This window comes from Pseudidiomarina fusca (genome assembly GCF_032227045.1).
Taxonomy (GTDB): domain Bacteria; phylum Pseudomonadota; class Gammaproteobacteria; order Enterobacterales; family Alteromonadaceae; genus Pseudidiomarina; species Pseudidiomarina fusca.
The window spans coordinates 116,229-130,357 of the sequence record NZ_JANFPJ010000003.1 but is presented as its reverse complement, the minus strand read 5'-3'; the positions used below and the strand labels follow the sequence as shown (position 1 = coordinate 130,357).

Annotated in this window: 12 protein-coding genes and 1 tRNA gene; 8 read left to right on the top strand and 5 right to left on the bottom strand. The window is 46.8% G+C overall.

The window, feature by feature from the left end:
• Positions 1–2 precede the first annotated feature (2 nt).
• The 3 genes from NOG12_RS02330 (at position 3) to NOG12_RS02320 (ending at position 3,533) form a co-directional block, all read left to right on the top strand.
• Entirely contained in the window at positions 3–1,010 is a 1,008-nt protein-coding gene (locus NOG12_RS02330; RefSeq protein ID WP_313932306.1) for a quinone-dependent dihydroorotate dehydrogenase, read from the top strand.
• Between the two features lie 74 nt (positions 1,011–1,084).
• Positions 1,085–1,669 carry a cell division protein ZapC domain-containing protein gene (locus tag NOG12_RS02325; protein ID WP_162014470.1) on the top strand — a complete coding sequence of 195 codons (585 nt, stop codon included), beginning with the start codon at positions 1,085–1,087 and terminating at the stop codon, positions 1,667–1,669.
• A gap of 46 nt (positions 1,670–1,715) precedes the next feature.
• Positions 1,716–3,533, top strand: a complete 1,818-nt coding sequence (locus NOG12_RS02320) for a 5'-nucleotidase C-terminal domain-containing protein (RefSeq protein ID WP_313932305.1) — start codon at positions 1,716–1,718, stop codon at positions 3,531–3,533.
• Positions 3,534–3,555: 22 nt separating this feature from the next.
• Here the strand turns inward: NOG12_RS02320 and NOG12_RS02315 are convergent.
• Positions 3,556–3,632, bottom strand: a tRNA-Met gene (locus tag NOG12_RS02315).
• Between the two features lie 177 nt (positions 3,633–3,809).
• Here NOG12_RS02315 and rlmKL point away from each other — a divergent pair.
• The 5 genes from rlmKL to rmf all read left to right on the top strand — a co-directional run bounded on the left by rlmKL (position 3,810) and on the right by rmf (position 10,254).
• Entirely contained in the window at positions 3,810–5,942 is a 2,133-nt protein-coding gene (gene rlmKL, locus NOG12_RS02310; protein WP_313932304.1) for a bifunctional 23S rRNA (guanine(2069)-N(7))-methyltransferase RlmK/23S rRNA (guanine(2445)-N(2))-methyltransferase RlmL, read from the top strand.
• Entirely contained in the window at positions 5,935–6,189 is a 255-nt protein-coding gene (locus tag NOG12_RS02305; RefSeq protein ID WP_110075078.1) for a glutaredoxin family protein, read from the top strand. Before rlmKL ends, NOG12_RS02305 begins: the two co-directional genes overlap by 8 nt.
• Positions 6,186–8,129, top strand: coding sequence for an ATP-binding cassette ATPase Uup (gene uup / locus NOG12_RS02300; protein WP_313932303.1), 1,944 nt, complete (start codon positions 6,186–6,188; stop codon positions 8,127–8,129). Before NOG12_RS02305 ends, uup begins: the two co-directional genes overlap by 4 nt.
• A 7-nt stretch (positions 8,130–8,136) precedes the next feature.
• Positions 8,137–9,885, top strand: a complete 1,749-nt coding sequence (locus NOG12_RS02295; RefSeq protein WP_313932302.1) for a DUF3466 family protein — start codon at positions 8,137–8,139, stop codon at positions 9,883–9,885.
• A 195-nt stretch (positions 9,886–10,080) separates the two neighbouring features.
• Positions 10,081–10,254 (top strand): ribosome modulation factor, encoded by a 174-nt coding sequence (rmf, locus tag NOG12_RS02290; protein WP_153825644.1) that lies wholly within the window; start codon positions 10,081–10,083, stop codon positions 10,252–10,254.
• 92 nt (positions 10,255–10,346) lie between these two features.
• On the opposite strand, the gene fabA is transcribed toward rmf, so the two are convergent.
• The 4 genes from fabA to NOG12_RS02270 all read right to left on the bottom strand — a co-directional run bounded on the left by fabA (position 10,347) and on the right by NOG12_RS02270 (position 14,052).
• Positions 10,347–10,859 (bottom strand): 3-hydroxyacyl-[acyl-carrier-protein] dehydratase FabA, encoded by a 513-nt coding sequence (gene fabA, locus NOG12_RS02285; protein ID WP_153825645.1) that lies wholly within the window; start codon positions 10,857–10,859, stop codon positions 10,347–10,349.
• Between the two features lie 95 nt (positions 10,860–10,954).
• Positions 10,955–12,871, bottom strand: coding sequence for an AAA family ATPase (locus NOG12_RS02280; protein ID WP_313932301.1), 1,917 nt, complete (start codon positions 12,869–12,871; stop codon positions 10,955–10,957).
• A 101-nt stretch (positions 12,872–12,972) separates the two neighbouring features.
• Entirely contained in the window at positions 12,973–13,866 is an 894-nt protein-coding gene (locus NOG12_RS02275; RefSeq protein ID WP_313932300.1) for a TraB/GumN family protein, read from the bottom strand.
• Between the two features lie 33 nt (positions 13,867–13,899).
• On the bottom strand, positions 13,900–14,052 hold the full coding sequence (locus tag NOG12_RS02270; RefSeq protein WP_313932299.1) for a hypothetical protein: 153 nt from the start codon (positions 14,050–14,052) through the stop codon (positions 13,900–13,902).
• Positions 14,053–14,129 lie beyond the last annotated feature (77 nt).

The window sequence follows — 14,129 nt, the reverse complement described above, 5'->3', positions numbered from 1 at the left end:
CTATGTACGGGATCTTGCGTAAGTGGCTGTTCAGCAAAGATGCTGAACAGTCACATGATTTGACCTTGAGGTTACTTAAACGCTACGCCAACACCCCGTTGGCGTGGTTTTGGCGACAGCAAGTTGAAGCTAAACCCGTCACTGTGATGGGCATTGAATTTCCTAATCCTGTAGGTTTAGCGGCAGGTCTTGATAAAAACGCCGAGTGCATTGATGCTTTTGCACAAATGGGATTTGGTTTTATCGAGGTCGGTACAGTTACCCCAAAACCGCAAGAAGGCAATCCCAAGCCACGTCTGTTTCGGATCCCTGAACGTGAGGCCATTATCAACCGCATGGGTTTTAATAACCTTGGCGTTGATTACTTGGTTGAGCAAGTGCAAAAAGCGAAGTTCAAGGGGGTGCTGGGGATTAATATAGGCAAGAATAAAGCTACAGCAGAAGCTGATGCCGTGCACGATTATGTGCATTGCATGCGCAAAGTTTACGCTTTTGCGAGCTACATTACGGTCAATATATCCTCGCCAAACACGCCCGGCTTACGCGCCTTTCAGCATGGCGATGCGCTGCATCAACTGCTGGCCAGCTTGAAACAAACTCAAGCAGAACTCGCCACCGAACACGGCCGTTATGTGCCACTGGCAGTAAAAATTGCGCCTGACCTTGATAACGACGGCATTGCAGCGATGGCGGCTGCCTTAATAGAACATCAGATAGATGCTGTTATAGCGACCAACACAACTCTCAGTAGGGACGCGGTAGTCGGCTGTAAGCATGCCGATGAGGCAGGGGGCTTGAGTGGCAAAGTGCTATTTGATGCGAGCACGGCCGTAGTTAAGCAACTAGCAGAACATCTTCAGGGTAAACTACCTATCATTGCCGTTGGTGGCATCGATAGCGCGGCCGCAGCTCAAGCAAAACTAGCCGCAGGAGCAAGCTTGGTGCAAGTGTACACCGGCTTCATTTACCATGGACCGCAGTTGATCCGCACTATCGTAAACGACTTGTAAACAATCTCAGATTTCTTTATGGTATAAAGCATAGTCAAAGTTCACTCGCAATAACGATAACGACAAGGTTGAACGTGCACGTAAATATCCAGTGGCAATGGTTCTGTGAGCCAGCAACAAAGCATCTCGGTATCCAGCTTGAGTCTGGCACAGCACACCTATGCCCTTATAAAGCCAGTAGACTGATTCCTTTGTACCCCTTGCAAGCGAGCCTAACAACCGACGAAGCTCAATTATTTCAAGAGTTTACTGAGTGTTTAGAAGAAGTTAGCCCACTTATTGAGACAAGCATTCAGCAACCTTGTAACTCAGACTGGGTACAGGCCGCAGGGCTGAATTTACTGATTATCCAGCGTTTTGGGCGGCCACAATTGCCTCAGAGTTGGTATTTTCAAGAAGCTTTAATCGCCGAACAAACCCAACAAGAACTAAAACTCGGGGCCCTAGTACAGCTTAATTCAGGGCTGCAACAAGGGCTCTGTGTGGTGTTGCAGCAAGATGGTGAGTTTGCTGAATGCATGGTGTTGGGAGCAGAATTTGTGTTATCCGATGTGAAAACATTACGCCAGTTTGATGTGTTCAAGGTCATGATTAATCGTTTACAACGAGGCCCTCATGAAACTCATGCTGACGGTAGTCCTACTCTGCGGTTAGCCTAAAGGCGTCATCTTACTCCTGTTGTTAAGCTAGTTGAGTCTGTAACCTATGAAATTACCCGGTCATATTGCTGCAACTGTTACTTTGTTAGCCAGTGCAATCAGTCTGGTGTTAACCCCGAGCCATGCGTTAGCCACACCAACACTACCAGCTACCAGCAGTGCTGCTGCACCTAGCCTCCATTTACGTATTCTCAGTACCAGCGATGTTCATGGCCAATTTATCGGGAAAAATTACTTTACCGAACAACCAGTAGCAGCAGGTTATGCACACTTAGCCAAGGTCATCGAAGAAGCCCGGGCGGAAGCAGACTTGCATGTGTTAATTGATAACGGTGATCTCATCCAAGGTAGTCCTATGACGGACTGGATGGTAACCGCAGCAGCTAGCGAACAGCCGTTGCCACTCACTCAAGTGATGAATGCCCTGCAGTTTGATGTGGCCAACTTAGGCAATCATGAATTTAATTACGGTCTAGATTACCTTGCCCAAGCCTATGCTGGTGCAAATTTTCCGCTGCTTAGCGCCAATCTTAAACCCTTGACCGAAGCGGCCAAGAATAAATTAAAGATTGCGCCTTGGGTGATGTTAGAAAAGCAGCCTGCACAGGCATGGTTACCCGCTGTTAAAGTTGCAGTGATTGGGGTACTACCGCCGCAAATCATGCAGTGGGATGCCCATTATTTACAGCATCAAGTTACGGTAGAGGGGATGTATGAAGCAGCCCAGCGAAGTGTGCAAGAGGCCCAACAACAAGGAGCCGAGGTGATCATTATCGCAGCTCATACGGGGTTACCGAAAAATTCTCGCGAGACCCATAGCAGTGAGCAAGATGTTTGGTCGCTTGCGCAAATTGACGGCGTAGATGCAATCGCATTTGGCCATCAGCATGAGTTATTCCCCGGTACTGATGCTTACCAATTAAATCCTGACGTAAATAGCGAAGCCGGCACCATTCATGGTGTTGCAGCATCGCAGCCTGGTGCACAAGGCGAGTACCTTGGCGTGATAGATCTTTATTTACAGTGGCAGCAACAAGGTTGGCAAGTTAGTCGCAGTAAGAGTCATTTACGAGCTGCCGCGGCAACTCCAGACACAAATATTCAGGCGTTATTAGCAGAGGCTGATCAAGCTACTTTGGCTTATATGAAGCAACCCATTGGGCATACAGAGGTAGCATTATCACATCGATTATCACGGTTACAGCCCACGTCCGCCATGCAACTCTTGCATGATGCTCAGCGATGGTATGTGGAGCGTTATCTAGATGGTTTGGCCGATGAGTCTTCCACTAGCACCGAACAATCATGGCAACGGTTGCCATTACTGAGTGCTGCGGCTCCTTTTTTTGCCGCAACCTCGGCAGAGGAGGCCGCGCAACAGCAGTTTACTTTTATCAATGCAGGACCAGTAACCATCGGCGATGTGGGTAATTTATATCGATATCCCAACACCTTGGACCTTGTCAAAATATCGGCGGCACAACTACAGCAATGGCTAGAAACCAGCGCAGCCGCGCTTAAAGTAGGCAGCAACGAAGATCCATACAGTTGGGTTGAGAGCCAAGTACCTTCTTATAATTTTGATACGATTGCTGGCATCAAGTACCAGATTGATGTTAGTCAACCCATAGGTCAGCGCGTCACCATCCTCGATCAGATAGCAACCGAAGCAGTCTTGGTCGTAACCAATAATTATCGCGCTAATGGCGGTGGTGATTTTGCCGGATTAGATGGCAGTCAGATAGTGTTTAGCAGCCCAGATCAAATTCAGCATATTCTTATCGAGTATCTGAAACAGTTACCACAACCCTATTTAGCAGGGCAACAGCTGGATAAGAATTGGATTATTGTTGACCGGGAATAGTCGGAAAAATCAAGTAAGGAGTTGGTTGCGGGGGCAGGATTTGAACCTACGACCTTCGGGTTATGAGCCCGACGAGCTACCAGACTGCTCCACCCCGCGTCCGATGAAGTGCATAGTATAGAGTTAGTTCTGCAAACGCAAGCCCCCATTGAATCGTTCGCTTAGTTATTAACCGATATTGATTTGATTGCTGCTTTTACGTCCATATCGAGCAATACAGCAGCCTCATCTTTCGGTATAATCTGTTTCTATCTTTCTTAATAAGTGATTATTTTCATGTCGGCAACTCTGCAACTTTTTGCAACCTGCGCCAAAGGTCTCGAGCCTTTATTGTTTGATGAACTGAACCAGTTGGGTATTCCCCAAGTGCGCCAAACAGCTGGCGGCTGCCGGTTCGACTGCTCCTTAGAGCAGGCCTATCAAGTGTGCCTGTGGACTCGGTTAGCGAATCGAGTGTTATTAAAATTGGGTGAATGCTTCGTTAAGCAAGCCCAAGACATTCCATTGGCCGTTGCCCAAACTGAATGGGAACAGGTTTTTGCGCCTGAAGATACGTTCTTAATTGATTTCAGCGGTCGTCATCCAGATATCCGCCACACGCAATTTGGTGCGCAGCTAGTCAAAGACGGTATTGTGGATCGCTTTAGAGAACAATTAAACCAACGACCTTCAGTTAGCAAAGAGCCTGACGTTCGCATTAACGCTCATTTACAAAAAGATAAGCTTACCTGGTATTTAGATTTAGCGGGTGAGAGCCTGCATAAACGTGGCTATCGGCAACAGCAGGGTGCTGCACCGTTACGTGAAACCTTAGCGGCGGCGGTGGTGATTCGTGCGGGTGTTGATACCACAACTGAAGTAGTCATGGACCCATTCTGTGGTTCGGGCACCTTACTACTTGAAGCAGCAATGATTCGTTATCAGTTAGCACCTGGCTTACAGCGTAGCTATTGGGGCTTTCAAGCATGGATGGGACACCAACACAGCTTGTGGTTACAAGTGCGTGAGCAAGCAGAGCAGCGTTTTGCCGAAGCTATCGCCGAGCCTAGCGCTAGGTTTTACGGACGCGACAATGATCCACGCATGCTGGGGATTGCCCGACAAAATGCCGAACGGTTGGGATTAAGCCATGTATGTGACTGGCAAGTAGGGGATGCGGAGCATGCAGAACCGGCCGTAAATGCGGCAGAACAACACACCGCACCTTTGCTTATTTGTAATCCACCCTATGGTGAGCGGCTTGGCGAAGAAGTTGAAACGCTGCTGTTGTATCGTCGTTTTGGTCAGCAATTACGGCAACAGTTTTCCGGTTGGCAAGTGGCGGTTCTAGCCGGTGATGAAACTCTCTTAAAACGTCTTAAGTTACGTAGTCAACGCAAATACAAGTTGTTTAACGGTGCCATTGAGACTTTATTGGCTACTTACGACTTAACCGTAGAGCAACCTGAGTTTACCCAAACGCAATCAAACGACCTTGCCAACAGATTACGGAAAAACTACCAAAAATTAGAAAAATGGGCGGCAAAAGAAGGGGTTAACGCATGGCGTCTGTATGATGCCGACCTTCCAGAATACAATGCAGCCGTTGATGTCTACGATGATTGTATTGTGATTCAAGAATATGCAGCGCCGAAAGACATTCCGCCGGCGGTAGCTAAAGATAGATTATGGTTTTTAATCGATACCTTAGCCTCTGAGTTGCCTTTTAAAGCTGAAAACATGACCTTAAAGGTGCGGCAACGGCAGGCTGGTAAACAGCAATATCAAAAACAGACCCCGCGTGGCTTAGTTCGGATAGTGCATGAATACGGCGTGCAGTTTGAGGTGAATCTGAGTGACTATTTAGACACAGGGCTATTCTTAGATCATCGTTGGGCACGCCGAGAATTAGGTAAAATCAGTGCGGATAAGAGTGTTCTGAATTTGTTTGCCTACACCTGTTCAGCATCGGTGCATGCCGCAATGGGCGGTGCTAAAGAGGTGGTTTCAGTCGATTTATCTAAAACTTATTTGGCTTGGGGCGAACGCAATTTCCACCTCAACAAGCTCAACACGCGCGCCCATCAGTTTATTCAAGCTGATTGTATTACATGGCTTAGAGAACAACGGCCACAGCAGCGCTACGACGTGATTTTCCTCGATCCGCCCACGTTTTCAAACTCTAAGCGGATGGATGATGTTTTAGATGTTCAACGTGACCACGTGCAATTGTTGAAACTAGCAGCACGGTTGTTGAAAGACGACGGGGTGATTTTGTTTTCCAACAACAAACGCAAATTCAAGCTTGATAACGAGGCTTTAGCTGAAGCCTTTTTGGTTGCAGAAGACCTAACCAAGCGCTCTATTTCCGCTGATTTTGAGCGCCACAAAGGCATTCACCATTTGTTCAAGGTACGCCACAGTGGCTGACTATTATCTGCTTAGCAAACCTCATTGTCCTTTGTGTGACCAAGCTAAGCTGCTCGTTGAACAAGCCATGCAGCAAGCGGTTCAGTCACCAGCAACGGGCTGGCGTCTGCATGTGGTTGATATTACCCAACAACCCGAGCTACTAGCAGAGTACGCTTGGTTGATCCCTGTATTAGTGCGCGCTAGCGACGATGCCGAGTTACGTTGGCCGTTTGCAACAGCACTTGAGGATTTTTTAATAGCATGAATATTGTAAGAATTCAGAATGCGCAATTAGCCTTTGGCAACGATGCCATTTTAGACCATGTTGACCTAACCATTGAAGCAGGCGAGCGGGTCTGTTTAGTGGGCCGTAACGGTGCCGGTAAATCGACGCTACTCAAGGTTATCGACGGCGAAGTGCAGCTCGATGACGGGGCAGTGCAATTGGTCGGTGATACGGTTGTTGCTAGATTGCCGCAAGATCCACCAGCAAACTCAGAGCAGTCGGTATACGATTATGTTGCTGAAGGTTTAGCTGAGGTGGGCGATTTACTTAAAGATTATCACCATACCCTGCAACAGCTCGAACAGGAGCATGATAGTGACCAAATCATGAATGATTTGGCGCGCTTACAGACCGCTTTAGAAGCGGCCGATGGCTGGCAGTTACAAACCCGCATAGAACAAGTGTTAACGCAGCTAGCACTACCTGCCGATAGCACCATGGCGGCGCTCTCGGGCGGTTGGCTACGACGGGTAGCATTAGCCCGTGCACTGGTGGTCAATCCTGATTTGTTGCTGTTAGATGAGCCTACTAACCACCTCGACGTAGAAATGGTGCGGTGGTTAGAAGAGCGGGTTAAAGACTTTCGTGGTGCGGTGCTATTTATCAGCCACGACCGGGCCTTTATTCGTCATCTAGCAACTCGTATTATTGATTTAGATCGGGGCCAATTAAATAGTTATCCCGGTAGTTACGATGCCTACTTAGAGCTCAAGCAACATCAGTTGGAAGTTGAAGAGACTCACAACGCTGAGTTTGATAAAAAACTGGCTCAAGAAGAGACCTGGATCCGTCAGGGCATTAAAGCACGGCGGACTCGCAATGAAGGCCGCGTCAGGGCGTTAAAAGAGCTCCGAAAACAACGTGCGCAACGCCGCGAACAGCAAGGTTCGGCCAAGTTAGCTGTGCAGGAAGCCAGTAAATCAGGCAAGCTGGTGTTTGATGGCAGTGATGTTAATTTAGCGTTCGGTGATAAAACCATCCTACGCCAGTTTGAGTTTACCTTACAACGCGGTGACAAGGTTGCCTTGGTAGGACCGAATGGTTGCGGCAAGAGTACGTTGATCAAAGTTTTGCTGGGACAACAAGCGGCAGATTCCGGGCAGATCAAGCTAGGGACTCACTTACAAGTCGCCTATTTTGATCAGCATCGTGCGCAACTAGATCCTAATCTAACCATTGCTGAAAACGTAGGTGATGGTAAGCAGGATGTTACCTACAATGGTAAAACTCGACATATTCTGAGCTACTTACAAGATTTCTTATTCTCACCTAAACAAGCCAGAACGCCGGTAAGAGCTTTATCTGGCGGAGAGCGTAACCGAGCTTTATTAGCCAAACTGTTTTTAACCCCAAGTAATTTCTTGATCTTGGATGAACCTACCAACGACCTTGATATCGACACCTTAGAGCTGTTAGAGCAAATTGTGGCAGATTATCAGGGGACGGTAATCTTGGTCAGCCACGATCGTGAATTTGTGGATAATACGGCGACAAGCGTGCTGTTATTTGAAGGTGAGGGTAAAGTAACCGAAATCGTGGGTGGCTTTACCGAAGTAAATCATTATTTAAGCCAAACTGCGGGAACTAATTCGGCTGCCAGCAAGTCACAGCCTGCAGCATCTGCAAGTAGTAGCAGCACTGCGGCAAGTAAAGAATCTGCTAACAAGGGTTCAGCTGCGCCGCGTAAAAAGTTATCCTACAAGCTGCAACGTGAATTAGAACAATTACCGCAACGGATTGAAGCGTTAGAGCAGGAGCAAGAGCACTTGCAACAACAAACCAGTCAGGCTGATTTTTTCACTCAGCCGCATTCAGTTACTGCGCCGGTATTAGAGCGATTAGGCGAATTAGAACAAGAACTTATGGCCGCGCTAGAGCGCTGGGACGAATTAGAAAATTTACAACAAGAGAGTCGTTGAATTCCTTATGAAACAGTTTAAAACCAAAGCACTTACGCTGGCAGTAGCCGGTTTATTAAGCAGTAGTTTTAGTGCCGCAGCTATGGCCGATAGCTACACCTTTACCGTACTCCCAGAAACGCACAGTCAAGTTCGGGCTAGTTTTCCGCGCAATATCAACGATAGTGGGTTGATCACCTTACATGGTCGCTTTTCTGCTAGCACCGAGATTGATTTTGATCTTATGACCGATAATTTAAAAGGCTATATCGGTTTAGATGAAGATTTTGATCCTGCCACCGATAGCTTAACTGAGGCCCAATATTGGGGACTCGTTCAAGTGCTGGCTGATCGAGAGAATGCAAATAGTGCTGAGTTGCGTATTGCTACTGATTTTGCTGGAACTTATAACGGTCAAGATATCCTGTTTCATGGCTTACTTAACGGTACCGATGGGGCTGTATCAAGCCAAGAAAAATCAGCGGATCATGCCTTTTTAGGTTTGAATAACAATAACGTGAGAGTAGGTTGGGCATCTGCGCCTTACACTCGCTTTGATCACACGTATCAACCTGAACCAGCGGAAGAGGGTGGCGAGATGCCAGACCCCATCACGTTAAACTTTGCTGAGCGTGAGTACATCAGTCGTGGTTTGTGGTTTGATGGCACTAATTACAGCTTAATTGCGCCGCCAGAGCAGGAATACTTAGGTGGTGAAGCACAAATCTTTGCCATCAATGACACCAATTTAGCCGTAGGTAACGCTAGTGTGGCGTTATTCCCAGCTGCTCAAGAGCGAGTAGATGCTTGTATTGAAGACTTTACCCCAGCGTCCAATCGCGCCGTTTATACCTGTATTTGGAATCTTTGGTACGGTTTTCAGCGCGAAGCAGCCTTAGGCGGCTCTTTTACTGCTAATGGCTCTCTTTACGATATGCATGCAGCCGTGTGGCAACTTGATGACCAAGGCCAGGTTATTTCAGAAACTCTGTATCCGCCATTGCGTGAGCGTTCAGAAGATGATGGAGCCTACTGGTCTGCTTATGCTTATGCAGTCAACAACAACGGCATTGCGGTAGGCCAAAGCTGGACTTACTACAACGACGTAGAACAACCGGGCAACCGGATTAAAATGCCAGTGGTTTACCAAAATGGCGAAACTAAAGCGATCACGACAGATGAGGAATACATTTGGGGCTCGGCGACTGCCATCAACGATGAAGATCAGGCAACGGGTTTTGTGATTCGTACCATCCAAGGGGTACGTCGCGCTATTGGCTTTATCTATGATGTAGAAGCTGAAACTTTCGCTGAGTTACCAGGCTTTTTCGAGGGTTCAAGCACCTATCCCAATGCCATCAACAATCAAGGCTTAGTGGTGGGCTCAGGTGAAATCGATTACACCCTGAACGCCGAACGCCGTCGAGTTGGTTTTGTTTATGACTTAAATAATCCAGATGCTGGTTTTATCAACCTCAATGATGCTATTGGTTGCAGTGCGGACTATTACATAGTGTCGGCAGACGATATCAACGAAGATAATCAAATCTTGGCCACCGCGTTAACGACCATCGAAGAAACCACAGAAGAGGGTGAGACCTACACTCGTAATGTCTATGCGACGCTGAAGCTGGATACAGCCGCAGGCGAGGTTACAGGTTGCTCTACTGAGGATGAGATAATTACACGTGAAGGCGCTGCCACATCTCCTTTTGGCTTGATTGCTATGTTCTTGATTGGTGGCCTTATTACTATTCGTCGCTTAATCAAGGTTTAACTGGCAATAATCTTCTAAGTAAAGCCTTCTGACAAACTGGCGTAATATCATCAACTTAACGGTAACGATGATATTACGCCATTTTTTTAGGTTGAACTCCCTGATTAAGTTGCTATCTATTAAAGGGAGAGCAGTCAAAAAAACGTCATGCTCTTGTCATAAATCAAAAACGACAATTGGACGAGGAAGGTAAATATGAAACGACAAAAACGCGATCGCCTCGAACGTGCTCACGCACAGGGGTTCAAAGCCGGAGTATCTGGTCGTTCTAAGGAACTGTGTCCTTATCAAAACCAGGATGTTCGATCTCAGTGGCTAGGCGGTTGGCGCGATGCGATGGAAGCTCGTGGCGTTGGTCTGTTCCGCTGATGCGTCCTCATCAGAAACAGCTACAATAAAGCCGAATGAAATAAGCCCGCATAAGAGCGGGCTTTCTTTTAGCAGGACGAGACACTAACCTTTTAAAAGGTGGAAGTGTCTGTAAATAAACCTACTTTCAAATCTTTTGCAGTATAGATAGTTTTGCCATCCACTTCGACGCGACCATCAGCAATACCCATGTACAATGAACGTTTCAACACACGCTTCATATCGATGTGATAGGTGACTTTTTTCGCCGTAGGTAGAATCTGACCGGTAAACTTCACTTCGCCAACGCCTAACGCGCGACCACGACCGGGGCCACCTAAACAGGCCAAGAAAAAGCCAGTAAGTTGCCACATGGCATCCAAACCTAAGCAACCAGGCATGACAGGATCACCAATAAAATGGCAATCAAAAAACCATAGATCTGGGTTGATATCTAACTCGGCATGAATGTAGCCTTTGTTGTAGGCACCGCCGGTTTCAGTAATTTCTAAAACCCGATCCATCATCAACATATTCGGGGCAGGGAGCTGACTATTGCCGGGACCAAACATTTCGCCACGAGCGCATGCCAGAAGTTCTTCGCGGGTGAAGCTAGACTGTTTCATAAAGACCTTTATTACAGCTAAAGAATAAGTGTTCGCAAATACCCGCTCAGATTAGCGAACACTTGTACGCTTAACAAGTCCGATTTGTTCTTTATTTAAAACCAGCGTTGCCACCATGACGTGGGTTTTTCTATATGCTGTAGTTCGCTAAGTCGTTGTTCTATCTTAGTGTATAGTTGTTTCTGCGGCTCGTTGGTCAATAACTCTAAGGCTGCAGTAACGTGTTCAACGGCATAAATATGAAACTTTTCGGCAGCTACCGCAGCAATCACTTCATGATCAAGATTAAGCTGGCTTAAATTGGCTTGAGGAATGATGACGCCTTGCTTGCCGGTTAGTCCACGCGCTTGGCAAAGCGCAAAATAACCTTCTATCTTTTCGTTGACGGCGCCGATGGCTTGTACTCGACCAAATTGATCGACTGCACCGGTAATAGCTAAACCTTGCTCAATAGGAGCCTCAGCTAGTGCCGACAGCAGACAGCAAAGCTCAGCCAAAGAGGCACTATCGCCATCAACTTCGTGATACGACTGCTCAAATACAATGGTAGCCGACAGACTCATAGCATCATTGCGAGCGAATACATTGGCTATATAGGCACTTAAAATCATCACCCCTTTGGTATGAATACTACCACTGAGCTCTGATTTTCGGTCGATGTCAATAATATCGCCGTCACCGTAATGCACGGTTGCCGTAATCCGGCTTGGCTCACCAAATTCAGACCCACCCGCAGTAACCACGGTTAATCCATTGATCTGGCCGATAACCTGACCACTGGTTTCAATGTAGACTTGACCTTCTAAGATAGCGCGGCGACTCAACTCAGCGATGTAGCCATCACGCTGCTTGCGTTGTTCAAGCACTTGTTCAAGGTGTGCTGCACTAATCTGTTGCTGCTGTTGTTGGGCGGCAATGCCATTGGCTTCACGCAAAAATTGCATTAAGGCGATAGTGTCTAGTGTTAACTCTGTTTGAAAATCAGTCAGACGAGTCGCAAATTTTAACAAGGGCGCAATAGCATCAGGCGCTAATGGACGTACCGCAGCCTCACGCTCAACATAAGCTAAATAGTCAAAATAAGGGGCTAGGGGAGCTTGAGCTAGCGAATAATGAGATGAAAAGTCCGCTAAATAAGGGAATAGGTTATCAAAATCACGGTCTACTTCGCGTAATTGGGCGTAAATATCACGATCCCCTAATAACAATACTTTCAGCTGCACAGGAATAGGTTCTGGCTGGTAATAAGCTGCAATGTGAGCTTCGCCTGGTGCTTGCCAATGCATCATACTGGTACGCAGAACGTATTTTAATTTGCGCCACAAGCCGGGCTGCAAGAACAGCTCTTCGGCATCAATGGCCAGCACGCCACCATTAGCACGCAGCAAGGCGCCGGGCTCAATTAAATGCAGATCAGAAGAAATGGTTCCTTCAACGGATTGAAGCCGAATACTACCAAACAAACTCGCATCGGTAACTCTGTCGCAATAAGTAAAAGGCTCTGGCTGGGCCGGCTGTCGTACCAATATAGTAGCAAGTTCAGCACCGGGCAGATCGTCAAAAGTTTTGTCTGAAATGAGCTCTAAATAGTGCTTTACCCGCGCACTGGTAAAGGTTTCCAGCATATATTCAAGCAACGGTTGTCGAACATTCACGGCGGCTTGTAGAAATTCCCATAGCTTGATGACAAAGCTATCTGCTTGGCCGGCATTTACGTCGATACATAATGGCTGGTTAGCTGAATCCGGATTAGCCACATAGAGCCAATCGCGTTGACTATGAGCGCTTTGCCAGCCTTGTTGCGTAGGTAACTCGGCCAACACATCTAAGGCCCGTAAGCCAGCTGGCGTCACAATAAAACCATGGGCGTAACGACCGCAAATACTTAACGCTTGCTCAATCGCATGAAGCGCTCGCTGTTGCCCAATGAGAGGGTTAGGAGCTGAAGTGACCGGACGTTGTGCCGCCCATTCGGTGAGATTTGGTTGTAAAGCTTGCGCCGCAATCCGCATAATTTGCCGTTCTCCTTTTATAGACAGCTATGATAGCCGAAATAAGGGGTAACTGACCATGTTTGTTAGCGTTTGCGACGCATTTGTAGAGACTTTAAGTGTTAGTTAGTAGTAGGGCGTTCAACTTTGATTGCCTGCACTTGATAACCAGCCTCGCGCAACAAGGCAACCACACCCTGATCACCGCCTAAATGACCCGCACCTACCGCGATGAAACTTGGCTTAGTAGCCATCATTTGCGGTAGTTTTACCACCCAGTCACGGTTTCTGTCACTCAGTAATAGCGCTTCATATTCAGCAAATTCAGGCTGAGCCACGGTATAGGCATATAATTTGTCAGCGTCACCTTGGATATAAAGCTGGTTAAGTTTCTGCATCTCGGCTTGCGAGCTTGCAGGGTCTGAAATCATGTCCCACAACCAGTTAACTTGTTCAGCAACAGGTACTTGGTTAAATAGATCTAATTGAAACAAAGGTGTTTCTAGCTCAGCAATGGTATGCCCACCAAGTTGTGCTTGTTCAGCAAAATAACCGTCATAGGATGCCTGGTGCTGACAGTTCAACTGCATAGGTAAGAGCAAGCTGGTTAAAATAAACGGCCGTAAATGGCCAACCTGAGTTAAATCAGCGCCTAAATTATCAACAAAGTATTGATTCATCTGTTGATGCTGTTCAGCATTCAAAAACTTTCTTAAGTACTGTGCATCGGGCTGCGCAGAATGCTGTTGAAAGACCTGCGCCAAGGCTGGATCCGTTAAATCAATTTCTAGCACCAGTTGCTCAGTTTTAGCAAAAGCTTCAGTCACGCTTGGATCTATGTAGAAGTCATCCTGACAGAGCATATGCATGGTGCCATACAAATAAGATGGTTGAGTCAAATCCTTGCCACTAATTTGATAAAACAAATCAGCCTGAGCGCTAGGCGCAAACAACAAGCTAGAGCTACAAGTCACTGCCATAGCAACGCCAATCACATTCTTAAACCAAGCTTTCATGAATCGTCCTTAAATTGAGATGTCGTTAAATTTTCAATAACGAATACTAGGTGAGAGAGCTAAAACCAACAAGCAGCAAGCTACCGAAAAACCGTAACCAAAGGTTTCTAACTTGGCCTTATTCAGCTTGTTGAACGCCGAATAAGGCGGTAATGCCAAAGGAAAGAAATCTACCGCCATCTTCATGATTATATGATTGCGTATAATGTATATTATGTTAAATCATTTATTATTATTATCTTTAACGAGATGTGATGACTTAC

Coding starts and splice junctions, on each gene's coding strand:
- NOG12_RS02280 (WP_313932301.1), bottom strand. CDS start 12,871: ATGCGGATTGCGGCGCAAGCTTTACAACCAAATCTCACCGAATGGGCG.
- rmf (WP_153825644.1), top strand. CDS start 10,081: ATGAAACGACAAAAACGCGATCGCCTCGAACGTGCTCACGCACAGGGG.
- NOG12_RS02295 (WP_313932302.1), top strand. CDS start 8,137: ATGAAACAGTTTAAAACCAAAGCACTTACGCTGGCAGTAGCCGGTTTA.
- uup (WP_313932303.1), top strand. CDS start 6,186: ATGAATATTGTAAGAATTCAGAATGCGCAATTAGCCTTTGGCAACGAT.
- NOG12_RS02270 (WP_313932299.1), bottom strand. CDS start 14,052: ATGAAGATGGCGGTAGATTTCTTTCCTTTGGCATTACCGCCTTATTCG.
- NOG12_RS02275 (WP_313932300.1), bottom strand. CDS start 13,866: ATGAAAGCTTGGTTTAAGAATGTGATTGGCGTTGCTATGGCAGTGACT.
- NOG12_RS02330 (WP_313932306.1), top strand. CDS start 3: ATGTACGGGATCTTGCGTAAGTGGCTGTTCAGCAAAGATGCTGAACAG.
- fabA (WP_153825645.1), bottom strand. CDS start 10,859: ATGAAACAGTCTAGCTTCACCCGCGAAGAACTTCTGGCATGCGCTCGT.
- NOG12_RS02320 (WP_313932305.1), top strand. CDS start 1,716: ATGAAATTACCCGGTCATATTGCTGCAACTGTTACTTTGTTAGCCAGT.
- rlmKL (WP_313932304.1), top strand. CDS start 3,810: ATGTCGGCAACTCTGCAACTTTTTGCAACCTGCGCCAAAGGTCTCGAG.